At 72.0% G+C, this 23,977-nt stretch carries 21 protein-coding genes; 14 read left to right on the plus strand and 7 right to left on the minus strand.

Annotated features, from left to right (window positions below; genetic code table 11):
- Positions 1-122 precede the first annotated feature (122 nt).
- From tadA to R2J76_RS17075, 3 genes are read right to left on the minus strand one after another with little or no spacing between them, the layout of a single operon-like run.
- Complete coding sequence (gene tadA, locus R2J76_RS17065) at positions 123-575, minus strand: tRNA adenosine(34) deaminase TadA (RefSeq protein WP_316412848.1); 453 nt, start codon at positions 573-575, stop codon at positions 123-125.
- The gene (locus tag R2J76_RS17070) at positions 576-2,750 is read right to left on the minus strand and encodes a hypothetical protein (protein WP_316412849.1); all 2,175 of its coding nucleotides are present in this window, start codon (positions 2,748-2,750) and stop codon (positions 576-578) included.
- 6 nt (positions 2,751-2,756) lie between these two features.
- Positions 2,757-3,827 carry an NAD(P)/FAD-dependent oxidoreductase gene (locus tag R2J76_RS17075; protein WP_316412851.1) on the minus strand — a complete coding sequence of 357 codons (1,071 nt, stop codon included), beginning with the start codon at positions 3,825-3,827 and terminating at the stop codon, positions 2,757-2,759.
- A gap of 99 nt (positions 3,828-3,926) precedes the next feature.
- Here R2J76_RS17075 and R2J76_RS17080 point away from each other — a divergent pair, with 99 nt between their 5' ends.
- From R2J76_RS17080 to R2J76_RS17095, 4 genes are read left to right on the plus strand one after another with little or no spacing between them, the layout of a single operon-like run.
- Positions 3,927-4,130: a CopZ family metallochaperone gene (locus tag R2J76_RS17080; protein ID WP_316412852.1), complete on the plus strand. Its 204-nt coding sequence runs from the start codon at positions 3,927-3,929 to the stop codon at positions 4,128-4,130.
- A 7-nt stretch (positions 4,131-4,137) separates the two neighbouring features.
- Positions 4,138-4,434, plus strand: a complete 297-nt coding sequence (locus tag R2J76_RS17085; RefSeq protein ID WP_316412853.1) for a metal-sensitive transcriptional regulator — start codon at positions 4,138-4,140, stop codon at positions 4,432-4,434.
- 8 nt (positions 4,435-4,442) lie between these two features.
- Positions 4,443-6,512: a heavy metal translocating P-type ATPase gene (locus R2J76_RS17090; RefSeq protein ID WP_316412855.1), complete on the plus strand. Its 2,070-nt coding sequence runs from the start codon at positions 4,443-4,445 to the stop codon at positions 6,510-6,512.
- 27 nt (positions 6,513-6,539) lie between these two features.
- On the plus strand, positions 6,540-6,773 hold the full coding sequence (locus tag R2J76_RS17095) for a TRASH domain-containing protein (RefSeq protein ID WP_316412856.1): 234 nt from the start codon (positions 6,540-6,542) through the stop codon (positions 6,771-6,773).
- Between the two features lie 282 nt (positions 6,774-7,055).
- Here R2J76_RS17095 and R2J76_RS17100 read toward each other — a convergent pair whose 3' ends face one another.
- On the minus strand, positions 7,056-9,119 hold the full coding sequence (locus R2J76_RS17100; RefSeq protein WP_316412858.1) for a sensor histidine kinase: 2,064 nt from the start codon (positions 9,117-9,119) through the stop codon (positions 7,056-7,058).
- Positions 9,120-9,162: 43 nt separating this feature from the next.
- On the opposite strand from R2J76_RS17100, the gene R2J76_RS17105 reads away from it, so the two are divergent.
- The 4 genes from R2J76_RS17105 (at position 9,163) to R2J76_RS17120 (ending at position 13,676) form a co-directional block, all read left to right on the plus strand.
- Positions 9,163-10,356 carry a DNA methyltransferase gene (locus tag R2J76_RS17105; RefSeq protein WP_316412860.1) on the plus strand — a complete coding sequence of 398 codons (1,194 nt, stop codon included), beginning with the start codon at positions 9,163-9,165 and terminating at the stop codon, positions 10,354-10,356.
- Positions 10,357-10,535: 179 nt separating this feature from the next.
- Complete coding sequence (locus tag R2J76_RS17110) at positions 10,536-11,036, plus strand: MarR family winged helix-turn-helix transcriptional regulator (protein ID WP_316412861.1); 501 nt, start codon at positions 10,536-10,538, stop codon at positions 11,034-11,036.
- Positions 11,033-12,796, plus strand: a complete 1,764-nt coding sequence (locus R2J76_RS17115) for a chloride channel protein (RefSeq protein ID WP_316412863.1) — start codon at positions 11,033-11,035, stop codon at positions 12,794-12,796. The genes R2J76_RS17110 and R2J76_RS17115 overlap by 4 nt, the downstream gene beginning before the upstream one ends.
- Before the next feature lie 406 nt (positions 12,797-13,202).
- The gene (locus R2J76_RS17120; protein WP_316412864.1) at positions 13,203-13,676 is read left to right on the plus strand and encodes a GNAT family N-acetyltransferase; all 474 of its coding nucleotides are present in this window, start codon (positions 13,203-13,205) and stop codon (positions 13,674-13,676) included.
- Between the two features lie 301 nt (positions 13,677-13,977).
- Here the strand turns inward: R2J76_RS17120 and R2J76_RS17125 are convergent, their stop codons facing one another.
- The 3 genes from R2J76_RS17125 to rpmB all read right to left on the minus strand — a co-directional run bounded on the left by R2J76_RS17125 (position 13,978) and on the right by rpmB (position 15,335).
- Complete coding sequence (locus R2J76_RS17125) at positions 13,978-14,385, minus strand: GNAT family N-acetyltransferase (RefSeq protein ID WP_316412865.1); 408 nt, start codon at positions 14,383-14,385, stop codon at positions 13,978-13,980.
- Positions 14,382-15,077, minus strand: a complete 696-nt coding sequence (gene tsaB / locus R2J76_RS17130; RefSeq protein ID WP_316412866.1) for a tRNA (adenosine(37)-N6)-threonylcarbamoyltransferase complex dimerization subunit type 1 TsaB — start codon at positions 15,075-15,077, stop codon at positions 14,382-14,384. The genes R2J76_RS17125 and tsaB overlap by 4 nt, the downstream gene beginning before the upstream one ends.
- Before the next feature lie 66 nt (positions 15,078-15,143).
- Positions 15,144-15,335: a 50S ribosomal protein L28 gene (gene rpmB / locus R2J76_RS17135; RefSeq protein WP_316412867.1), complete on the minus strand. Its 192-nt coding sequence runs from the start codon at positions 15,333-15,335 to the stop codon at positions 15,144-15,146.
- A 140-nt stretch (positions 15,336-15,475) separates the two neighbouring features.
- Here rpmB and R2J76_RS17140 point away from each other — a divergent pair, with 140 nt between their 5' ends.
- The 6 genes from R2J76_RS17140 to R2J76_RS17165 all read left to right on the plus strand — a co-directional run bounded on the left by R2J76_RS17140 (position 15,476) and on the right by R2J76_RS17165 (position 23,976).
- Complete coding sequence (locus R2J76_RS17140; protein WP_316412868.1) at positions 15,476-16,315, plus strand: DNA-processing protein DprA; 840 nt, start codon at positions 15,476-15,478, stop codon at positions 16,313-16,315.
- Positions 16,316-16,346: 31 nt separating this feature from the next.
- A complete protein-coding gene (topA, locus tag R2J76_RS17145; RefSeq protein ID WP_316412869.1) occupies positions 16,347-18,785 on the plus strand; it encodes a type I DNA topoisomerase in 2,439 nt (812 codons plus the stop codon).
- Between the two features lie 39 nt (positions 18,786-18,824).
- Entirely contained in the window at positions 18,825-19,223 is a 399-nt protein-coding gene (locus R2J76_RS17150; protein ID WP_316412870.1) for a bacteriohemerythrin, read from the plus strand.
- A gap of 175 nt (positions 19,224-19,398) precedes the next feature.
- Positions 19,399-19,941, plus strand: a complete 543-nt coding sequence (locus tag R2J76_RS17155; protein ID WP_316412871.1) for a hypothetical protein — start codon at positions 19,399-19,401, stop codon at positions 19,939-19,941.
- A 70-nt stretch (positions 19,942-20,011) separates the two neighbouring features.
- A complete protein-coding gene (locus R2J76_RS17160) occupies positions 20,012-22,066 on the plus strand; it encodes a hypothetical protein (RefSeq protein WP_316412872.1) in 2,055 nt (684 codons plus the stop codon).
- A gap of 101 nt (positions 22,067-22,167) precedes the next feature.
- Entirely contained in the window at positions 22,168-23,976 is a 1,809-nt protein-coding gene (locus R2J76_RS17165; protein ID WP_316412873.1) for a hypothetical protein, read from the plus strand.
- Position 23,977: the final 1 nt, after the last annotated feature.

The following is a 23,977-nucleotide window of genomic DNA, read 5'->3' on the forward strand; positions in this document are numbered from 1 at the left end:
CCTCTGCATCAGCCCTGCGGAAACCGGGATGAACGCCGATGGATGGGATGAACGGGGATCCTTTCAACCTGGAACAGCCCCTTCATCATGGTTTCAAGGCACCTGGGGTTCGCCGACACGCCCTAGCGCCTCCTCTGGAAGAATCCCTGCAGCTGCCCCCGGCATTCCTCCTCCAGCAGCCCGCCCTCGAAGGCGAGCCGGTGGTTGAGGTTCACCCTAGCCAGTTCGTCCTGCATGCGGCTCACCCCCACCTTGGGGTCCCCCGCCCCGAAGACCACCCGTTCCACCCGGGCCAGGGTGAGGGCGCCGAAGCACATGAGGCAGGGTTCCAGGGTGACGTACAGGGTGGCGCCGGGCATGCGGTAGTTGCGCAGCCATTCGCCGGCGCTGCGCAGGGCCATGATCTCCGCGTGGGCGGAGGGGTCGTGGGAGGAGATGGGGCAGTTGTGGCCGCGGGCCACGAGCTTGCCGTCGGACACCAGGATGGCGCCGATGGGGACCTCGTCCTTGCGGTCGGCCTTCTCGGCCTCCTCCATGGCCAGCTTCATGAAGTAGATGTCATCGCCTGAAAACATTCAGCGGCTCCTGGAAACGTCCCTCCCCATCATGGCGCCAAAGGTCCTCTCCAGTTCAATCTGCTGTTCGTGGAGGCCCAGGGCGCGCAGGGCTTCGCGCAGGGGCTGGAAGACGGCGGTGTCCTCCTGGACGCGGCGTTCGTGGTACCAGGAGCGCTCCCAGGGGCGCAGGTCCCGGAGGGAGCGGTGGTCCAGCACGTCCCAGCTGGCCTGGAACCAGTCCCGCATCTGGTTGAAGTCCCCCTGGCGGCGCAGCTCCGCGGCCACGGCGCGCTGGACGTCGTAGGGGAGGGCGGTGCGCCAGTCCCCGTCGGGGAACCAGTAGGGGAGGCCCTGGGCCTGGGCCAGGATGGAGGGGTGGCCGGGGTGGAAGGGGGCCCAGGAGATCCAGGCCCGCCACAGGGCGGCGTCGGTGGGCCAGGCGCGGAGGAGGGACTCCAGCTGGGGCAGCACGGTCTCGGCGGCGCCGCCCCACAGGGCCGGGGAGGGCTTCCAGCCCTCCTTGGGGCGGAAGGGCAGGACCAGGTGGGCCCGCGCGGCGTCCTCGGCCAGGAGGGGCTCCAGCCGCCGGTCCGGCATGCGCGCCAGGACGGCGTGGAACCGGGCCGCGCGGAGGGAGATCCCGCCGGGCTCCCGGGCGATGGCCCTTCCCAGCCGCTCCAGGAGGGGGGTGGCCTGGCCCGCGAGGACCCCGGCCAGGGCCTGGGGACCGGGGCAGGTTTCGCCCGTGGCCCGCAGTTCCTTGCCCTGGAAGAGGGCCCAGCGGGGCTCCGGCGTCCAGCCGTAGTGGGCCCGCAGCTTCACGAAAGCGTCATGGGAGGCGATCTCCCAGCGCAGCTCCCCCGGGGACCAGGGGGCCAGCTCCGGCGCGTCCCGCAGGGCGGTCCAGGCCAGGAGCCAGGGTGGGCGGCCCAGGAGGGTGATGCGCAGGGGCGGCGCCACATGGGGCATGGGGGGGCGCCGGGCATGGTGCTGGACGGTATGCGCCAGCAGCCGGCGCCAGGCGGCGTTGGCGCTGGGGTCCTGGCCGCCGTGGCGGGGTGGGACCAGCGGGGCCGCCCGGACCCCGCCCCACTCCCCGGCAGCGTCCAGGGCCGCCCGGGCCTGGTCCCACGCCCCAAGACCCGCCAGGGCCGAGGCCTTGCGGGAAAGGAGGGCGGCCTGGAGGTCGCAGTGCTCCTCCCAGCCCCTGGGCGTGAGGGGCTCGGGGGGAGCCTGGGGGGTGAGGTCGGCCAGGAGCTTGAGTTCGCCTTGCAGGTCCCGCCGGCGCCTCAGGGGCTCCAGGAGGGTGTCGAGCACCTGGGGGGTCGGCCACACGGCGCCGGGCACGGGGTGGAAGTTGCCCGGGAGGGCGGCGGGCAGGTACCGGGCGCCGTCCAGGATCTCCATCCAGAGCTCCACGAGGCCGGCATTGTCCGGTTCGCCCGCGGCCCGCTCCCCAACCTCGGAGGCCAGGTCCTGGAAGAGCCCCCGCAGGGCCCCGGACTGGCCCAGGTCGAACAGGGCCAGGCGGTTGGCGAGCCAGTGGCCCTCCCGGTACCATCCGTCCACCCGGGAGAAGTTCGCCAGGGCCTGGCCCACCCCCGGGTACAGGTCACTGGCCTGGCCGTCGCCGCCGGCCCCGGCCAGGGTGATGCGGCCCCCCCCGGACGGCGTGCCGGGCTCGGGATGCCAGGCGGGGACCCGGATCCTGCCCTGCCGGTCCAGGCTGGCGAGGCGGGCCTTCAGGATGCGCATCTCGAATTCCAGGACCTCCCTGCGGGCCTCCCCCTGCCCCGGGTTCTGCTTCAGGAAGGCGTCCCGCTCCTCCCAGCGGGCCCGGGCGCCGACGGCGTGGATGGCGTCCAGGAGGGCGGTCCCCTGGGGCCGGCCCTTGCCCACGCCGGCCACCTCCCCGTTGGGGGCCAGCAGGGCCCATTGGGCGCTCCGGGAGGCCAGCAGGTCCTGGGCCGGGGCGGCGCCCAGCCCCTCGACTCCCCAGTCGGCGCTCGCGGCCAGCCGCTGATAGTCCGGGTCGGCCAGCAGGTCCACGGGAGGGGCGGTCCCGGGGGCGACGCAGAGGGTCCAGCGTTTGCGGGCGGCCTCCGCCTTGTGGTGGGCCTGGACGAAGTCCTCCCAGGGGCCCGCCAGGGCGATGGAACATGAAAAAACGAACAGGAGGGCCTTGGCAATCATAAATGGTTAGTGCGGGAATAGCCTCCGGGGATCCAGGGAACCTGCGGATTCCTTTTCCAGGATCCCCCGGGCGGCGGCGGCGCCCACCGCCAGGCCGGAGGTCATGCCGTGGCCGCCCAGGCCCGCCACCCAGAAAAGGTTGGGCTGGACGGGATCGGGCCCCAGCACGAAGCGGCGGTCGGGGGCGAAGGTGCGGATGCCGCACCAGAGGCGGGTCACGGGGGCGTCGCCCAGGGCCGGGACCAGTTCCTGGAGGGTCGCGGCCAGGCCCTCCAGCATCGTGGCGTCGTTGGCGGGCTGGACCCCCCGGGGCGGGGGCGCCACGGCCTGCTCCTCGCAGGCGCACAGGAGCAGGCCCCCGGATTCCGGGCGCAGGTAGAGGGGGCGGTCCGCCCACCACGTGTAGGGCCGGTCCGGGGCCACGGCGGCGGTGCTCCACACCAGGTGGCGGCGCAGGGGGGTGAATGCGATGGGGAGGCCCCCGGCCATGCGCCCGATGTCGCCGGCCCAGCCCCCGGCGGCGTTCACCAGGACGCGGGCGCGCAGCTCCCCCTGGTCGGTGGTGACGCGAAAGCCCCCGTCCTCGGCGCGGATGCCCTCCACCTGGCACCCGTAGCGCACCCGGGCGCCGCCGGCCCGGGCCCCGTCGGCGCAGTGCTCCAGCAGGGCGGCGGTGTCGATGAGGCCGTCGGAGGGGATGTGCAGGTGTTCCCGGGCCTGGAGTCCGGGAAAGGGGGCGCCCTCCCCCCGGGCCACGGGCAGCGCGAAGGCTTCGGCCTCCCGGGCCAGGGCCTCCACCCCGCCCGGGTCGGCGCCCAGGAGGTAGCCGCCGGTGGGGGTGAGGAGCCCGGCCTCGGCCAGGCGCCCGCGGCCCTCCAGGGTGAGGGCGGTGTGCTCGGCCCGCCCCGTGAGCTGGCGCGCGATGCCGGCGTTGTGGCCGCTGGCGTAGAAGCCCGGCACCGCCTCCCGGTCCACCACGACGACCCCCTTCCGGCCGGCCCTGGCCAGGTGATAGGCCGTGGAAAGCCCGGCGACGCCGCCGCCGATGATGAGGATCTCCGCATTTTCCAGGATCATGTGCGCTCCGGGTTCCAGTGTGCCAGCTTGACGGGGACCGGATCAGGGCCTAAGCTTTCGTTACCCCACCCCAGGGGGGGTGGGTCAAAAGGAGAAGCCATGATCCAGTTGAAGATCGAAGGCATGACTTGCGGGCATTGCGTGATGAGCGTGAAGCAGGCGCTCGCCGCGGTACCGGGCGTGCAGGGGGCGGTGGACGTGGACCTGGCCTCGGGCCGGGCCCGGGTGGACGGGGCCCCGGATCCGGCGGCCCTCATCGCGGCGGTGGAGGAGGAAGGTTTCTCCGCCGCCGTGGCGCAGTGAGGCGGCCATGACGGAGCCCTGCTGCGGCCACGGGCTGCGCCTGGAAGGTTCGGTGCGGGAGGATGCCCGGAGGCGCCTCCTGTCCGTGAAGGGCCACGTGGAGGGCATCCTGCGCATGCTGGAGGACGAGACCGTCTACTGCGTGGACATCCTCAAGCAGGTGAAGGCGGTGGACGGGGCCCTCTCCAAGGTGGGCACCCTGATCCTCCAGAGCCACCTCAAGCACCACGTGGTCACGGCCCACGAGCGCGGCGACGAGGACCGCATCGTGGAGGAGCTCATGGAAATCCTCAAGTACCGGTAGGAGCCGACGTGGAGAGGCTGTTCAAGGTCGAGGGCATGACCTGCGCGAGCTGCGTGCGCAGGGTGGAGAAGGCGCTGGGCGCCGTGGAGGGCGTGTCCCTGGTGCAGGTGAACCTGGCCACGGAGGAGGTGCGCATGGTGTTCCCGGGCGCCCCCGCCAAGGATCCGGACATCGCCCGGGCCCTGGAGGCCCGGGGCTACCGCATGGCCCCGGAGGAGGCGCCGGAGGCGGACGGCTCCCGGGAGGCCCTGGCGCGGGTGGCGGTGGCCTGGGGCTGCACCTTGCCCCTCATGGCCGGCATGTTCCACGCCTTCCACCTGCCCTGGCCCGCGCAGGCGGCGCTGGCGGCGGTGTCGGCCTTCGGGGCGGGCAGCGGGTTCTTCCGGCGCGCCCTGCGCCAGGCGCTGCGGCTGGAGACCAGCATGGACACCCTCATCGCCCTGGGCGCCTCCGTGACCTGGGCCTTCGCGCTGTGGGAGAGCCTGCAGGGGTCGGCCCATCCCCCCTTCGAGAGCGCCGCGGCCCTTTCGGCCTTCCTGCTCACGGGCAAGTTCCTGGAGGTCAAGGCCCGCCACCGCGCCACGGGGAGCCTGGAGGCGCTGGTGAAGCTGGCGCCGGCGGTGGCCTTCCGCCTGGGGGAGGACGGCTCCGAGGAGGAGGTGCCCACCCGCCTCGTGCGGCCCGGGGATCGCCTGCGGGTGCGGCCGGGCTCGGCCTGCCCCGTGGACGGCACCGTGCTTTCCGGTGCGGCGGAGGTGGAGGAGGCGCTGCTCACGGGCGAACCCCTGCCCGTGGCCAAGGGCCCCGGGGACGCGGTGATCGCCGGGGCCATGGTCCACGGCGGCGCCCTGGAGATCCAGGCCTCCTCCACGGGGCGCGACACCTGGCTGGCGCGCCTGGCCCGGCAGGTGGCCCAGGCCCAGGGTTCCCGGGCGCCGGCCCAGGAACTGGCGGACCGGGTGTCGGCGGTGTTCGTGCCGGCGGTGCTCATCCTGGCGGCCCTCACCCTGGCGGGGTGGTGGTGGCACACCGGCGCCCTGGCCCTGGCCTGGCGCCCCGCGGTGACCCTGCTGGTCATCGCCTGCCCCTGCGCCCTGGGCCTGGCCACGCCGGTGGCCTCGGCCGCGGCCCTGGGCACCGCGGCCCGCAACGGCCTCCTGGTGCGCGACGCCTCGGCCATGGAGGCCCTGGCCCGCACCACGGACCTGGCCCTGGACAAGACCGGCACCCTCACCCAGGGCCGGCCCACCCTCCAGCGCGTCCAGGGGGACCCGGACACCCTGCGCCTCGCGGCGTCCCTGGAGCGGGATTCCGAACACCCCGTGGCCCGGGGCATCCGGGAGGCGGCGGCGGGCCTGGAACTGGGCGTGGCCGCCGATTTCCGCGCCCACCCCGGCCAGGGGGTGGAGGGCGTGGTGGAGGGCCGCGCCCTGCGCCTGGGCAACCCGGCCTTCATCGGGCACGCCTTCGAGGCCGACCCCGCGGGGGTCACCGTGGGCCTGGCGGAGGGGGGCACCCTCCTCGGGGTCCTGGTGCTGGCCGACGCCCTGCGCGCCGACGCCCCCGCCACCGTGGCGGAACTCAGCCGCCAGGGCCTCACCCTCCACCTGCTCAGCGGGGACCGCCCGGAACCCGCCGAGGCCCTGGGCCGCGCCCTGGGCATCCCCGACGCCCGGGGCGGATGCCGCCCCGGCGACAAGGCCCAGGCCATCCGGGATCTGCAGGCCCGGGGCGCGGTGGTGGCCTTCGTGGGCGACGGCGTGAACGACGGGCCCGCCCTGGCCCAGGCGGACGCGGGCATCAGCCTTCCCGGCCTGGAGGCCGCCCAGGCCGCCGCGCCGCTCAATCTCCTGCGCGACGGGCTGGTGCCCCTGCTCCAGGCCCGGCGCCTGAGCCTGCGCACCCGCGCGGTCATCCGCCAGAACCTGGCCTGGGCCTTCGGCTACAACCTCGTGCTGGTGCCCCTGGCGGCCTTCAACCTGCTGGACCGCTTCGGGGGCCCCATGCTGGCCGGAGCCGCCATGGGACTGAGTTCCCTCACGGTCGTCCTCAATGCCTTGCGCCTGCGCAGGGCCTGACTAGAATCGAACAGAAGGAGTACCGAAATGCTGCCCATGCTGCTCACCCTCGCCGCCGTCGTGGCCCCCGCCCCCGCGGCGAAGCCCGCCACCAACACCAAGTGCCCCGTCATGGGCGACAAGATCGATGCGAAGAAGAGCCCCAAGGTAGTCGTGCGGGGGCAGGAATACTACATCTGCTGCAATTCCTGCAAGGCGAAGCTGGAGAAGGATCCGGACAAGTACCTCAACAAGGACGGCTCCCCCAAGAACGCGAAGTAGCGGAAAGCCCGGCTACCTAGTCGTACGGGTCCCCTGCGTTCGTCCTGGTTCGCCATCGCCGGACAAGCCGGCGATGACGGGCCTGGGGATCGGACGAGGGGGCCTTGCTGCGCGCACGGGCTTCGTTGGGGGGTTGGGAGGTTGCAACGCCAGGGCGGTACGGGAGGGCCGGGCTCGGTGGGCGGCCGCAAGGGACGGGAGGAATCGCTTCGCGTGGGGCGGGGTGGCGCGGAGGGGCGCCGACGCTGAAGGGTGGCGAGCGGCTTGGGGAACCCTTGTCGGCTAGGCGCGGATGGGGAGCAGGAGGCTGAAGAGGCTGCCCCGCTCCAGGGGTTCGTAGCGGGCTTCGCCGTGGTGGTCCTCGGCGATGCGGCGGACGATGGCGAGGCCCAGGCCGGTGCCCTTCTGCTTGGTGGAGAAGTAGGGCTGAAAGAGGTTGGGGCGGTCGGCTTCGGGGACGCCGGGGCCGTCGTCGGCCACGTCCAGGCGGACCATGGGGCCCTGGGGGACCAGGGCCACGCGGATGCGGCCCCGGCCCTCCAGGGCGCCGATGGCGTTGTCCACCATGTTGATGAGGGCGCGCTTGACCATGTCGGCGTCCCACAGGACCTCCAGGGGGGCGGGGAGGTCCAGGTCGAAGGCGATGCCGGGGTAGGTGGGCTCGTAAAGGCGGATGGCCTGGCGCACCAGGTCGGGGGCGTCCAGGAGGGTGGGGTGGGGGACGGGGAGTTTGGCGAACTGGCTGAAGCTGTCCACCAGGCGGGTGAGGCTGGCCACCTCGGCCAGGATGGTCTCGGCGCCTTCGGCCACCGCCTGGGGGTCCAGGCGGCCCTCGCGGCTGCGGCGCTGCAGGCGCTGGGTGGTGAGCTTGATGGGGGTGAGGGGGTTCTTCACCTCGTGGGCCATGCGCCGGGCCACCTCCTGCCACGCGGCGCGCTTCTCGGCCTGGGCCAGGGCGGAGAGGTCCTCCAGCACGGCCAGGACGCCGCCGCCGGTCAGCGGAATGACGATGGCGCGCACGGGGTGGCCGTCGCCCTCGCCGCCGATGCGGATCTCCTCCACGTGGGGCCGGCGCGCGGCCTGGACCATGGCCAGGAGCTCCGGAAGGCGCCCCAGGCTGGGCTGGCGGGACAGCTCGGCCCAGCCGTGCTCCAGCAGGTCCCAGTTCTCTACGCCCAGCCAGCGCCGGGCCACGGAATTGAAGGTGCGCAGCTCCAGGTCCCGCTGCCAGCTGAGGATGCCCACGGGCAGGGCTTCCATGAGCTGGCCCAGGTAGGCCCGCTGGCCCTCGATGCGCTCGGCCTGGGCTTCGATGGCGGAGCGGGACTGGCGCAGGTCGCGGGTCATGGCGTTGAAGCTCTGGGACAGGAAGGCCAGTTCGTCCTCGCCCTGCTCGGGCAGGGACACGTCCAGGTCGCCGGTGCCGATGCGCTGGGCGGCCTTGGCCAGGGCCCGCACGGGCTCGGAGATGGTGCGGGCGATGGCCAGGCCCGTCCACACGGCGATGAAGAGGGTGAGCATGGTGAGGAAGAGCAGGGTGCGCTGGGGCAGGGTCTCCAGCACCTCGCGGCCGGCGTGGATCTGGAAGGATTCGCGGTAGCGCTTGTCCAGGCGGATCATGCCCTCCAGGGTGGCGCGGGTGAGGAAGACCCCGGCCACCACCCGGTCGCCGGCGGGCCCCCGGGGGCCGATGCCCACCTGCCATTCCCCCTCGGGCACGGCCACGGTCTGGATGCCTTCGCGCAGATCGGCCAGGGCCGGGGGCACCAGGCCGTGGGCCAGGGCCACGGTGGCCACCCCCTGGGGGGGGATGCGGGCCAGCAGGTCGAAGCCGGTGCTCTCCCGTTCCCGGGCGGGGTCGTGGAGGGCCTCGGGGGTGAGGCGGGCGATGGCGGTATTCAGGCGCAGGCGCACCTGCTCCCGGTAGGCCTCGTTCACGTGGTGGCCGTCCTGGATGACCTCCATGGTGTCGGGCATGAACCAGCGGTCCACGTTCTTGCGGATGAAGGTGCGGCCGATGGCGAAGAGCATGAGGCTGGGGGCGATGCCCACCGCCAGGAAGGCCAGCACCAGGCGCGTGCGGATGCGGGCCCCCAGGATGCCGCTGCGGCGCTCGAAGTACAGCTTGGCGATGCTGCGGATCACGATGAAGAGGAGGGTGCCGATGGCCAGCACGTTGGCCATGCCCACGGCCAGCAGGGACCAGCGGCTGGGGGCGTCCAGGCCCATCTCCACCTGCTTGGACAGGAGGCGGTAGGCCATGAAGATGACCCAGATGAGCACCGAGAGCCCCGACGCGACGTAGAGGCGGGTCAGTTCGGGGTGGCGCTTGGGCTTCTTCACCATGCAAACAGGCTAACCTGGATGCTGGCATCGGGGGGCTTCGGGGATGGGCAAGGCGGGGAGGGATTTCCTGGACGGTTTCCAGGAGGGCGCGAGGAGCGAGGTGGCGTGCCTGGGGTCCACGTACCCCGTGCTCACCCGGGAATTCTGGACGAGCCGCCAGCGCCAGGCCCACGCCCTCCACGAGGTGTCCTACCGGGCCTGCTACAAGCCGCAGTTGCCGCGGCTCTTCATCGAAGGGCTCACGGAGCCCGGGGACCGGGTCTACGATCCCTTCAGCGGCCGCGGCACCACGGCGCTGGAGGCCGCGCTCCTGGGGCGGCGGGTGGCCGCCAACGACATCAATCCCCTGTCCCGCATCCTGCTGGAGCCCCGCCTGGCCCCCCCGGAGCCCGGGGCGGTGGAGGCGCGGCTGCGGGAGATCCCCCTGGATTGCCCGGAGGCCCCGGAGCTGGGGATGTTCTTCCACGGGGACACGGAGCGTGAGATCCGCAGCCTGCGGGCCTGGTTCCAGGAGCGGGAGCGGGGCGGCGCCTTCGACGCGCTGGACGGGTGGATCCGCATGGTGGCCACCAACCGCCTCACGGGGCACAGCCCAGGGTTCTTCTCGGTGTACACGCTCCCCCCCAACCAGGCCGTGGGCCCGGCCCAGCAAGTGGAGATCAACCGCAAGCGGGGCCAGGTCCCCGCGTACCGGGACACCCGCGCCCTGATCCTGCGAAAGACCCGCCAGTTGGTGGCCGGCCTCACCCCCGAGGAGCACCGGCGCCTGCGGGCCAGCGATCCCCGCCTCCTCACGGGGCCCGCGGCGGCGCCGGGGCTGGAGGCGGGTTCGGTGCGCCTCACGGTCACGTCGCCCCCCTTCCTGGACGTGGTGCAGTACCAGGCCGACAACTGGCTCCGGTGCTGGTTCTGCGGACTGGACGCGGCGGAGGTGGGACGGGGCATCACCATGGCCCGCACCGTCGAGGCCTGGTCCCGGGCCATGGCCGAGGTCTTCGGGGAACTGCACCGCGTCACCGCCCCCGGGGGCCACGTGGCCTTCGAGGTGGGCGAGGTGCGCAAGGGCACGGTGCGCCTGGAGGAGGTGGTGCTGCCCCTGGGCGCGGCCGCGGGCTTCGCCATCGAAGGGGTGCTCATCAACCAGCAGGCCTTCACCAAGACCGCCAACATCTGGGGCGTCTCGAACAACACCCATGGCACCAACAGCAACCGCATCGCGCTGTTCCGGAAGGCCTGACGGGAGCCGCCTGCCGGCTGACGACCTTGGGGTGAATTTGGCGTCGGCGCCCTTGGCCAGCACCGGGCCGTGGGTGGCATTGCCGCCAGGGCATCAGGCCCCTGCGTGATAAGACCCGCATTTCCAGTGCCCTGGGCGGGGGGCTTGCGCGGGGGCGGCAAGGGTCTATGGTTGAATGCATGGGATCCCAACCAATTCCCCCCCTTCAACCGGACGCGCGCCGGGTCTTCGATGCCCTGCGGTGGATCTTCCGGGAACTGCGCCTGGCCCAGGACCCCAAGGGGAAGGCCAGCGGCCTGAGCGCGGCCCAGGCCTTCGTGCTCCATGTGCTCAAGGACCAGGGGGCCCTCAGCATCGGCGCCCTGGCCCAGGCCACGGCCACGGACCCCAGTTCGGTGTCCGTGGTGGTGCGCAAGCTCCAGCAGAAGGGGCTGGTGGGCAAGGCCCCCAGCGCGGGGGACCGCCGGCGCATGGAGGTGGCCCTCACGGCCGCGGGGGCCCGGGCGGCGCGGTCGGCGCCCAGCCCGGTGCAGCAGGCCCTCCTGGAGCGCATGGGGCGGCTGGAGGCGGGGGATCTCCGCGCCCTGGCCGATCTCCTGGAACGGGTGGCGCCGCCCGTGGAGGACGGGCATCCGGCGCCCATGTTCTTCCACGAGGGCGCCGCGGGGGGGCGGAAATGAGGGACGGCATCGCCGTGGCGCCGGACCTGGAGGGGGCGCGCCTGCCCCGGGCCACGGCCGTGGTGGACGCGCGGGTGGCCCTGGTGAGCGGCGTGGCCGTGGGGCTGGGGCTGGCGGCGGGGTTCCTGGCGGAGGGGCTGGTGCGGCTCATCGCCCTGGTGACCAACCTGGCCTTCTTCCACCGTCTCTCCACGGAATTCGCGTCCCCCGCGGGCAATCACCTGGGGTGGGCCCTGCTGCCCGTGCCGGTGGCGGGGGGGCTCCTGGTGGGCCTCATGGCGCGCTACGGCTCCAAGGCCATCCGGGGCCACGGCATCCCGGAGGCCATGGAGCAGGTGCTGCTCAACGGCAGCCGCATCCCGGCGCGGGTGACCTTCCTGAAGCCGCTGTCGGCGGCCATCGCCATCGGCACGGGGGGCCCCTTCGGGGCGGAGGGCCCCATCATCGCCACGGGCGGGGCGCTGGGGTCCATGGTGGGCCAGCGGCTCCCCATGCCGGCCATGGAGCGCAAGACCCTGCTGGCGGCGGGGGCGGCCGCGGGCATGGCGGCGACCTTCGGATCCCCGGTGGCGGCGGTGCTGCTGGCGGTGGAGCTCCTGCTCTTCGAGCTGCGGCCCCGGTCGGTGATCCCGGTGGCCCTGGCGGCGGTGACGGCCACGGGGGTGCGCTTCGCCCTGCACGGCATCCGGCCCATCTTCCCCATGGTCCCCCTGGCCCCCCCCAACGGGCTGCAGCTCTGCGTCTACATCGCCGTGGGCGCCCTGGCGGGCCTAGCCTCGGTGGGGGTGACCCGGGCCCTCTACGTCATCGAGGACGGCTTCGAGCGGCTCCCCATCCACTGGATGTGGTGGCCGGCCCTGGGGGGCCTGGTGGTGGGCATCGCGGGCATGGTGGCGCCCCGGACCCTGGGGGTGGGCTACGACAACATCGAGGCGATCCTGGCCGGGAGCCTGGCCACGAAGGCCCTGCTGGCGCTGTGCCTGGCCAAGTTCATCTCCTGGGCCACGGCCCTGGGCAGCGGAACGTCGGGGGGCACGCTGGCGCCCCTCTTCACCATCGGCGGGGCCCTGGGGGCCCTGCTGGGGACCCTGGCCGCCGCGGTTCTGCCCCACGCGGGGGTGGATCCCCGCATGTGCGCGCTGGTGGGCATGGCGGCGATCTTCGCGGGGGCGGCGCGGTGCATGCTCACCTCCGCGGTGTTCGCCTTCGAGATCACCCTCCAGCCCATGGGCCTGATGCCGCTCCTGGGCGGGTGCGCCGCGGCCTACCTCCTTTCCGCCCTGGTGATGCGCCACGGCATCATGACCGAGCGACTGGCGCGCCGGGGCGTGCGGGTCCCCGCCGAATACCCCGCGGACCACCTGGACCAGCTCCTGGTGCGGGACCACGCCACCCGCCAGGTGGCCGCCTTCGGCGCCGGGGAGACGGTGGCCGCCGCGCGCCGCTGGCTCGCCGAAGGCCACCCCGGCGCCTCCCACCAGGGCTTCCCCCTGGTGGACGCCGCGGGCCGCCCCGTGGGCCTGATCATGGGCCGCGACCTCCTGGACCCGGACCTGGACCCCGGGCAGCCCCTGGGCAAGCTGGTCAAGCGCCCCGTGGCCCTGGCAAGGGAGGACACCTCCCTGCGTGAGGCCGCGGACCACATGGTGCGCGAGGGCGTGGGGCGCCTGCCGGTGGTGGCCCCGGATGGGCACCTCGTGGGCATCCTCACCCGCAGCGATCTCCTGGATGCCCATGCCCAGCGGCTGGGAGACGAGTGAGTGTCCCGGCCTTTTCCCCGTCGAGGTTGTGGATGAGCATCATCCCCACAGGAAAGGCGATGCCTGCCCTGCGGGCCCGGTCCGTGGCACTGAGCATGGGTCTCCTCCCCCTGGAGGCGATGCTGGTGCCTCCGTCCGCCGAATGAGTGCATTGAACGGTAGTCCGGTTTCCGCCCGGGAAGGGAGGCGAGTCTGCTTTGGATTCATCCTCGGTACCCTCGGCTTCCCCGGCGCCTCGGCGATGGTCTTTTTGGCGGGATTGCCGGCGCAGGTAGTTCTTGCGCCGAGACATCAAATAGAAAAGCCACCGCCGAGGCGCCGGGGAGGCCGAGGATACCGAGGAAAGAAAGGGGTGAGCCTGCCGTTGGTGGCCCCCGGATGGCCGCCTCGCGCGCATACTCTCCGCATGCGAAGAGCCACGGAATCCGATATTCCCGAAATCGTCCGTATCACCAACCTGGCCTACGCCGTGGAGGCCTTCTGCATCCGGGGCCAGCGCATCCGCCCGGAGGAGGTGGCCGCCCTCATGGAGACCGGCCGTTTCCTCGTGGAACCCGGCGGTTCCGGCCTCAGGGCTTCGGTCTTCCTGCGCCCGGAGGGGATCCGCTGGTACCTGGGACTCCTGGCCGTGGCCCCCGACTGCCAGGGCCGGGGTCTGGGCCGGAAAATGGTGGAGGAGGCCGGCGAGCTCTGCCGGGCCGAGGGCGGCCGCTTCCTCGACATCACGGTGGTGAGCCTCCGGAAGGAACTGTTCCCGTTCTACGAGGGGCTGGGTTTCCATGCCCACGATGTGATGCCCTTCCGGGAACCGGAGAAGCTGCTGCTGCCACTTCATCTGGTGAAATGCACCAAGGCGCTGGTGCCTGCGGAGGAACTCTAGGTTCTGTCGGCAAACCCTGGGTCATGAATCGCGGGGTCTGGCTCCAACTTGGACCTGACGTTCTTTATCCTGCCTTTTCCCCTGGATCCTGTTTATCCCCGTTCGAACTTCGCTGGGAGTTGTCGCCACCTTTGGGTCAAGGACGTCGAGTAACGTGCGCTTGGACCCACCTCTGCATCAGCCCTGCGGAAACGTGGATGAAGGCCGATGTATGGGATGAACAGGGATCCGCTCAACCTGGAAGAGCCCCTTCATCACGGTTGCGAGGCACCTGAGGTCTGCCGACACACCATGACGAAGCCTACTTCTCCCGCCCGTAGAGCGCGGCATCCTCGCCGTCCCGGTAGTACCCCCGCCGCACCCCCCGGGCCACCCAGCCTTCGCGTTCGTAGAGGGCCCGGGCGGGGGCGTTGGAGACGCGCACTTCCAGGTGGAGGGAGGTGACGCCCATGCGCTCGAGTTCGGCCTGGCAGTGGGCCAGGAGGGCCCTTCCCTGGCCTCCCCGGCGGTAGGCGGGGTCCACGGCGATGCGCAGGAGTTCGGCTTCGCCGGCGGCCTCCACCACCCGCCAGCGGGCGAAGGCCTGGGCGGGGACGCACCACAGGTGCTCGGTGTCGTCCAGGGGGCCCCAGGCGTCGCCGAAGGCGAGCCGGTCCAGGTCCTCGATCCAGCCGGGCGCCTGGGAGCCGGGGCCCAGGTGGAGGATCACCGGGCGAGGCCCCGGCGCAGGGCTTCGGAAAGGTGGGTGGAGGCCTGGGGGAAGTTCACCTCGGCGTCCGTCTCCCGCAGGTAGAAGGGCACCAGGGGGGATTCGGCGGGGCCCAGGGGGAGGTCCCGGCAGAGGCCGGCGAGGCCCGCGAGGGTGGCGGCCTCCTCGTGGGGGAGGTCCAGGGGGGGGTGGGGCAGGTGGGCCTGGGCCCGCTCCCGGAAGCCCGAGGGGGTCCACCAGGGGGCGCCCTGAATTCGCTCCGCCAGGGCCGGCAGGGGCAGTTTCTGGGCGGGGGTGAGGGGGCCGCCGTCCCAGAGCTGGGCGAAGGCCTCCTGGCGCTGGCCGTCCAGGAGGATCCACGCGGGGCCCCGGAGGCCGCCCTCCCGCAGGGCGCGGCCCCGCAGTTCGAAGGCGGAGAAGCCCCAGGTGGGCAGGCCCGTGAGGGCCAGGCCCTCGGCGGTGGCCACGCCGATGCGCAGGGAGGTGAAGCCGCCGGGGCCCACGCAGGCCACGACGCCCGAGAGGTCCGCGGGGGAGGCCTGGGCCTCGCCCAGGAGCTCCTCCAGGGTGGGCAGCAGGGTGCCGCTGTGGCTGCGGCCGATGCCAACGTCCAGGCCCCGGGTCCAGGTGTGGCGCCCCTTCGTGAGGGCCAGGTGGAGGCGTTCGGTGGTGGTGTCGATGCCGAGGATCACGGCGGGGCTCCCCTGGAAACGAAAAAGCCCCCGCTCGCGGGGGGCCGATTCGCCGGTGATGGAAAGCTAGACGTTCTTGGTGACGCGGCCGGCCTGGATGCAGGAGGTGCACACCCGCAGCCGCTTGGGGGCGCCGGCCACCAGGGCGCGGACGTTCTGGATGTTGGGGTTCCAGCGCCGCTTCGTGATGTTGTGGGCATGGGAAACGTTGTTCCCGAACTGGGGCTTCTTACCGCAAATTTCGCACTGACGGGACATGGGAACCTCGTGAACACAGAACGGCCAAGACCAGAGAAAATCCAGTCTAGCAAATCGCCATCCGAAGGCAAGCTCAAATATCCGGGCCTTGCGCCGCGGCGCTCCCGCACCCACCTTCGGGCCACGACGGGGAGGAGGCCGTGGACGCTGCCGTTTGGGCCCTCGCATTCACGCTCCTGCCCTGGCCGGAGCGCCGGAAGGCCGAGGCCTGGGCCCGGGCCCAGGCGGAGGAGGTCCTCCCCCAGGACCGGGGGGAGGCCGAGGCCCTGGCGGAATCCCTTCCCACCCTGCGGGCGGAGGCCGCCGCCCGGGGGGCGCGGCTGGTGCTGCCGGGGGACCCGGAGGCGGACCGTTTCCAGGCCCCCCTGCCCTACCCGCTGGCCCTGTGGGTGCGGGGCACCCTGCCGCCGCCCCGGCCGGCCCTGGCCATGGTGGGCAGCCGCCACGGCAGCTTCGCCGGGCGGGAGCGCACCCGGCGCTGGGCCCGGGAGCTCACGGAAAGGGGGGTGGCGGTGATCTCCGGCCTGGCCCGGGGCATCGACGGGGCCGCCCACCTGGGGGCCCTGGAGGCGGGGGCCACCTGGGGGATCATGGGGTCGGGACTGGACCATCCCTACCCCCTGGAGCACCAGAAGCTCATGGACCGCATGGCCGCCACGGGGGGCGGGGTGATCACGCCCTTTCCCCCCCAGGCCCGTCCGCTGAAATGGCACTTCCCCCGGAGGAACGTCCTTTTGGCTGTTTGGACGCTTGGCGTGATCGTCATGGAAGCCCGCTATGCCTCCGGCTCCCTGGTCACCGCCAAGCTGGCCCTGGACCACGGCAAGGAGCTGTGGGCCTGCCCGGGGGCCCCGGAGGACCCCCTGCATGAGGGGCCCAACCGGCTGATCCGGGAAGGGGCCGCCCGGGCCTGCCTGGGACCCCAGGACCTGATAGATGATTTATCGTTTTGGGGACAGGGCTTGACAAATCACCCATGAAGGGTTCCAAATCGGCAACTTGGAGATTGCCTTGACCAAGCTCGTGATCGTGGAAAGCCCTTCCAAAGCGAAAACCATCACCAAATACCTCGGAAAGGGGTACACGGTGAAGGCCAGCGTCGGCCATATCCGGGATCTGCCCAAGAAGCTGGGGGTGGACATCGAGAACGGCTTCCAGGAGGAGTACGAGATCCCCTCCAGCAAGGCCAAGGTCGTGGCGGAACTCAAGACCGCGGCCAAGGGCGCCACGGAACTGTATCTGGCGACCGACCCTGACCGGGAGGGGGAGGCCATCTCCTGGCACCTCCTGGAATCCATCAAGCCGCCCAAGAGCATGCCGGTGCACCGGGTGCTCTTCAACGAGATCACCCCCTCGGGCATCCAGAAGGCCATGGCGGCCCCCACCGTCATCAATAAGAAGCTTGTGGACGCCCAGCGGGCCCGGCGCGTGCTGGACCGGCTCGTGGGCTACAAGGTCTCCCAGGTGCTCTGGGACAAGGTGCGCCGGGGCCTCAGCGCCGGCCGGGTGCAGAGCGTGGCGGTGCGCCTCATCGTGGACCGGGAGCGGGAGATCCAGGCCTTCAACCCCATCGAATACTGGGTGCTCAAGGGCCGCTTCGCCGCCAAGACCCCGCCGGCCTTCTGGATGAAGCTGACCCGTCTGTCCGGTTCACCCGTGCAGCTGGGCAACAAGGAAACCAAGCAGCGCATCGCCAGCGAGAAGCAGGCCCACGCGCTGCGGGACATGATCGTGGCCGCCGCCTGGAAGGTGACGTCCCTGGAAACCAAGGAGAAGAAGCGGAACCCCGCCGCCCCCTTCACCACGGCCAAGCTGCAGCAGGAGGCCGCCCAGAAGCTCCGCATGAGCGTCACCCGCACCATGCAGAACGCCCAGCGCCTCTACGAGGGCGTGGATTTCGGCGAGGGCCCGGTGGGCCTCATCACCTACATGAGGACGGACTCCCCCCGCCTGGCCCCCGAGGCCGTCACGGCGGTGCGGGAGCTCATCGCCGAGCGCTACGGCAAGGACTACGTGCCCGCCAAGGCCCGGGTGTACAAGGGCAAGGCCGCGGCCCAGGACGCCCATGAGGCCATCCGCCCCACGGACATCACCCGCACCCCCGAAAGCATGAAGAACCGCCTGGAGCCCGACCAGTTCCGGCTCTACGCCCTCATCTGGCGGCGCACGGTGGCCAGCCAGATGGAAGCGGCGGTCTTCGACGAGACGGTGGTGGAGGCGGAGACCAAGCTCCCCAGCGGCGAAGCCGCGGCCTTCGAAGCCAAGGGCGAGATCGAGCGCTTCCCGGGATGGCTGGTCGTCTACCGGGCCGCCCAGGAGGAACAGAAGGCCGAGGAAATCAATGAATCCACCGTAAGCGAGGACGGCGACGAGGAGGCCGTGGGCCTGCCGGCGCTGAAGGTGGGCATGCCCCTCAAGCTGGAGCAGCTGGACACGGACCAGCAGTTCACCAAGCCCCCCGCGCGGTTCTCGGAAGCCACCCTGGTCAAGGAACTGGAAGAGGACGGCATCGGCCGGCCCTCCACCTACGCCAGCATCATCGCCACCATCCAGGACCGGGACTACGTCAAGAAGCACGAGGGGCGCTTCAAGCCCACGGAGCTGGGGTGCGTGGTGACCGACCTGCTGGTGCAGGGCTTCCAGGAGCTCATGGAGCCCACCTACACCTCCGGCCTGGAAGGCCAGCTGGACCGGGTGGAGGAGGGGGACCTCACCTTCCTGAAAGCGATGAAGGATTTCTACGGCCCCTTCGAGAAGCTCCTGGCCCGGGCGGGCAAGGACATGCTGAACCTCAAGGCGGGCATCCCCGCCGGGGTGGAATGCAAGAAGTGCAAGGCGCCCATGCTCAAGCGCATCGGCAAGAACGGCCTCTTCCTGGGCTGCTCCCGCTACCCGGAATGCGATCACACGGAAGAGCTGGAGAAGATGGAGGAGCCCGAGGACGCGCCGGAATGCCCGCTGTGCGGCTCCACCCCCATGAACCTGCGCAAGGGCCAGTTCGGCCCCTTTTGGGCCTGCACCAACTACCCCGCCTGCAAGGGCATCCGCAAGGCCGACCCCAAGGGGATCCCGGTCCCCCCCGACCAGACCCTGGACGAGAAGTGCCCCACCTGCGGCAAGAACTTCGTGAAGCGCCACGGCCGCTACGGCGAGTTCGTGTGCTGCGTGGACTACCCCACCTGCAAGACCGTCAAGAAGGAGATCCTGGGGGTCCCCTGCCCCAAGTGCGGCGGCGACCTGAGCCCCCGCAAGACCCGCTTCGGCAAGATCTTCTACGGGTGCACCCGCTACCCCAAGTGCGATTTCACCGCCTGGGACAAGCCCGTGCCCCGGGCCTGCCCCTCCTGCAAGAACCCCTACATGACCGAGAAGACGAGGAAGCCCCGGGGCAAGGACCCCATCACCGTCATGCTGTGCCCGGCCTGCGCCTACGAAGAGCCCCTCGGCTAGGAATTCCTGTAAGCTTGTGAACATCTCGAAGGAAGCGGCATGGAATTCGTGGAATGGACTGAAAAATACACCGTCGGCAACCCGCTGATCGACGCGTACCATCACATCTTCTTCCAGATGGTGACCGAATTCCGCAGGGCCATGGCCGAGGAGCAGCCCCCGCCCATGGAGGACCGCATCGAGTTCCTGGTGGACTACACCCTCATGCACTTCGATTCCGAGGAGCGCTGGATGGCCAAGGTGGGCTATCCGGACCTGGAGGCCCACAAGGAGGTCCACCAGAACTTCCGGGAGCGCATGAAGGAGCTGCAGCGCCGGTACAAGCACGAACCGGGCTCGGTAACGGCGGAGGAGGTGCTCTACCTCGTCCAGGACTGGTTCGGCCATCACATCCTGGGCACGGACATGGAATTCAAGGGGTACGGCAACCCCGGTTGAATTCCCCAAGGAACCCCTTGCCAGGGATCCCGCGCCGACGGATATTGGGACGCATTCTCGACCTGCGGCCCCGCAAGGCCAAAGGCAGGCCCTGAACCTGGGCAACCGGCTGTCGTCGGTGCCGGGCGGTAGCCCTGGATCCCCTTAGGCCCGACCCATGGGAAGGGAGCACGCCATGTTCATCCGAGCCGCCATCCTCGCCGCCTTCGGCCTGGCCACCGCCGCGTCCGCGGGCGATTTCGGGCCCCTCATGAATGCCGCCCGGTCCACCTGGCCGGACCGGACGCGCCTTTCCGTCGTGGCGAACTACCGCCGGAGCGCGGGCGAGATCCAGGCCCTGGCGGAGGCCGCCGGCGAAGGCTGCACCATCGTCGTGCTGGACGTGGGGGACGGGGCGACCGACTACGCGCGGGTCCTCTACAACGAGACCCGCCGGATCCGGCCGGATTACCTGGTCCTCCTCCGGGACGATCCCTGCTATCCCGAGGGCGTCATGGACTCCACGGTGATCGTGCGCCGCCTGGTCCAGGCGGGCATCCCCTGCCTGGGCACGACCCCCGCCGCCATCCGCCAGGGCGCGACCTTCGCCGTGGGGCCGGAGACCGGCAACGAGATCCTCGTCAATCCCGAGGCCCGGGGCACCATCAACGTCACCCTGCCTCAGGGGCGGTCGGCCTCCCTCCGCGCGGCCCGGATCGTGATGATGGCCATGAAGTAAGTGCCTTCGGACACGTTCCCCGGGCGGGATCCCAAGTAGAATTCCAGGTGCCATCCACTTGGGGTCCACCATGAAGATCATCGGCATCGCCGCAATCCTGGCCGCGTCCTGCGCGCTGCCCACCCTGCGCGCCGCGGCCCCCGCCGTGGCCCAGGCCTCCCTGGAGGCCGAGCTCACCGCGAAGTACGGCCCCTCCCAGGCCCAGCGCGTCAAGCGCGGCCTCGCCCAGGCCGCGCGGCTCTGGCGCGCGGAGGACGGGGACCAGGCCGCCTTCGAGGCCTTCGCCCGGGAGCAGTTCGCCGGGGACCCCAAGGCCCTGGACGCGCTCTTCGGGCGGCTGGAGATGGTCATCGAGAGCCTCGAGGGCCACATGCTGGAGATCGGGCGCGATTTCCGGTGGCACGCCGAACTGGACCTGGGGCCCATGCTGCCCGTGGACGACATCCTGGCCGGCTACGACCCCGGGGCGCACTTCCAGGCCGACGCCTTCGCCAACAAGCTGGCCTTCGTGGTGCTGCTCAACTTCCCCGTGACCACCCTGGACCAGCGCCTGAAGGAGGGCGCCTCCTGGAGCAACCGCCAGTGGGCAGAGGCCCGGCTCGTGGACCGGTTCTCCTCGCGGATCCCCGCGGAGGTTAACCTGGCCATGGCCGAGGCCTCGGGCGCCGCGGAGCGCTACATCGCGGGCTACAACATCTGGATGCACCACGTGGTGGACGCCCAAGGCCGGCGGGTCTTCCCCGCCGGCAAGCGTCTCCTGTCCCACTGGAACCTGCGGGACGAGATCAAGAGCCAGTACGCCCAGGGCGCCGAAGGCCTCCAGCGCCAGCGGCAGATCCAGAAGGTCATGGAGCGCATCGTCACCCAGACCATCCCCGCGGTGGTGGTGGACAACCCCAACGTGGACTGGGATCCCTTCGCCAACACCGTCAAGCCCGCGGCCGTGAAGGATTCGGACAAGCCCGCCCCGGCCCTGAAGGTCAGCGCCGACCCCGAGCCCGACACCCGCTACGCGGTCCTCCTGCGCACCTTCCAGGCCGCGCGCAAGGCCGATCCCTACTGCCCCGCGGCGCCCACCCACATCGCCCGCAGCTTCGAGGAGGGCCGGCAGCTCCCCGAGGCCCGGGCCATCGGGATGCTCCAGGAGGTGTGCGCCTCGCCCCAGGTGGCCCAGGTGGCCCGCCTCATCGAGAAGCGCCTGGGCCGCAAGCTCGAGCCCTTCGACATCTGGTACAACGGTTTCCGCGCCGGCGCGGGCCTGGACGAGGCCAAGCTCGACGCCATCACCCGCAAGCGCTTCCCCACCGCCGAGGCCTACAAGAAGGAGATGCCCACGCTCCTCAGGGGGCTGGGCTTCACCCCCGAGAAGGCGGCGTACCTCGCCGGCAACATCGAGGTGGACCCCGCCCGGGGCTCCGGCCACGCCATGGGCGCGGCGCGCCGCGCGGACCACCCCCACCTGCGCACCCGCGTGGGCAAGGACGGCATGGACTACAAGGGCTTCAACATCGCCATCCACGAGAACGGCCACAACGTGGAGCAGACCTTCTCCCTGAACGGCGTGGAGCACCCGCTCATGGCCGGGGTGCCCGCCACGTCCTTCACGGAGGCCCTGGCCTTCGTGTTCCAGGCCCGGGACCTGGAGCTGCTGGGCCAGCCCGCTCCCACCGCCCAGGACAAGGCCCTGGGCGTCCTCAACGACTTCTGGGGCACCTTCGAGATCGCGGGCGTGGGCATGGTGGACACCGCCGTGTGGCACTGGATGTACGACCACCCCCAGGCCACCCCCGCCCAGCTGCGGGAGGCCACCCTCGCCATAAGCCGCGACGTGTGGAACCGCTACTACGCCCCCGTCTTCGGCCAGAAGGACTGCGTGCTCCTGGGCGTCTACAGCCACATGGTGAGCAGCTTCCTGTACCTGCCCGACTACCCCATCGGCCACATGATCGCCTTCCAGATCCAGCGCCAGGTGGACAAGACCGGCGACCTGGGCGGGGAGTTCGAGCGCATGGCGCGCCAGGGCCGGCTCACCCCCGATCTGTGGATGATGCGCGCCACCGGCAGCCCGGTGGGTCCCGGCGCCCTCCTGGAGGCCACGGCCAGGGCCCTCGAAAGCTTGAAATAGGCAAACCCGCAGGATAATCGGGCCCGCCGGGTTTTTTCCGGGTATGGTTGATCCACGCTCTCGGGATTTCCATTCCTCGATTCCTTCCACCCGGCCGGTCCATGCTCCCAACCTTCAACCGACGCCGCGCGGCCCTGGCCGCCCTCGCCGCAGCCACGGTCCTGGGGGCCGGGGCCTACCTCAAGATCCGCCGGGACCTGAACAGAGCCCTGGCCGCCCCGGGCCGGCTCGAAGCCCCCCTCCAGCTCCTGCCCGTGCGCGCCGAAGGCCCCCTCGCGGAGCGCTGGGGGGGCGGCGAGGTGGAAGGCGTGGCGGCCACGGAGACCACCCTGGCCACCGCCGGGGCCGCGGGCCTCCGGGACGAGGGCGGGGAGATCGCCTCGGCCCTTCCCACCCTGCGCGTGGCCTGCGTCGCCCTGTGGCGGGGGCGCCTCGTGGCGGGGCTGGAGGCCGGGGGACTCTACCTGCGGGACGGCGCCGGGTGGCAGGAACTGGTGGCGGGCTTCGGGCCGCTGCACGTGCGGGCCCTGGCGGAGACGCCCGGGGGCGAGCTGCTCATCGGGGCCCGGGAGGGCCTCTTCCGGGCCGCCTGGGGGGCCCGCACCCTGCGCAAGCTGGACGGACATTCCGTGCGGGCCGTGGCCCTGGGCCCCGGGGGCCTGATGCTGGCGGGGGGCGAGGAGGGCCTGCGCCGCGTCGAACCGGCCCGGGCCACCCTCCTGCCCACGCCGGATCCCTGGATCGAGTGGGTGGGCTGCCCGGGCCAGGACGTGGCCGTGGTCACCCCCCTGGGCCTGGCCCGGGGGCCCCTGGGCGGCGCCCTCGCGGCCGTGCCCGGGGGGGAGGACGCCACCTCGGCGGCGGTGGCGGGGGAGGAGGTGCTCGCCGCGGGCGGGGGGCGGCTGCTGCGCTTCGGCCCGGGGCGCACCCGGGAGGACTTCCTGCCCGCGCTGCCCCGCAAGGTGCTGGCCGCCTCGGGCCTGGTGTTCGCGGACACGGACGCCGGGCTCTACCGCCGCACCCGGGAGGGGTGGGTCCTGGCCCGGCCGCGGCCCGCGGCCCTGCCGCCGGGCTCCGCCCACGTGGGGGCCCTGGCCTGGCTCGGGCCCCGGCTGGTGGCGGGGATCTTCAACGGGGGGCTGGCGGTGGGCGAGGCCCGGGGGGCGGAGTTCGCCTGGACCGCGGTGCCCGGGTCCCGCTCCTGGGGCGTCAACGCCCTGCTTCCCGTGGGCGGCGCCCTGCAGGTGGCGAGCCTGAGGGGCTCGGCCCGCTACGACGGCAGGACCCTCTCGGAGGCCGGCCCCGAAGGCGCCGCCTTCTCCCTGGCGGCCACCCGGGACGGGGTGGCGGTGGGCCTGGGCCAGGGGGTGCTCCTGCCCGGATCCCGGCTCCTGTCGGCCTTCCACGGCCTTCCCGGGAACCAGGCCCTGGCGCTGGCCTCGGGGGACGCCCTGTTCGTGGGCACCCCCACGGGACTGGGCGCGGTGGTGGGGAACCGCGTGGCCTGGCGCGTCACGGCCGGGGAAGGCCGGCTCCCCCACCCCTGGATCACCGCCCTGGCCCTGCACCGGGGGGACCTCTTCATCGGCACCTACGGCGGCGGCGTGGCCCGGCGCACCGCGCCCGCGGACCAGCCCCGGGCCCTGGGCACCTTCCAGGCCTTCCCCGAGACCGCGGCCCTCAAGGTGAACACCGGCTGCCTCGCCGAGGCCGCGGGCCGGCTCTACCTGGGCACCGACGGCGGGGGCCTCTGGCGCCTCGCCCCGGACGGAGCCCGCTTCGAACGCCTGCGGATCCACCTGCCCTCCCCCCGCGTCACCGCGATCCTCGAAGGCGCCGGCGCCCTCTTCGTGGGCACCGACGAGGGGCTCGCGCGCATTCCCCTGCCCATCCCAGACGAAGGAACCTGAC

Origin of the sequence: Mesoterricola silvestris (assembly GCF_030295405.1) — a bacterium.
Classification (GTDB): Bacteria; Acidobacteriota; Holophagae; order Holophagales; family Holophagaceae; genus Mesoterricola; species Mesoterricola silvestris.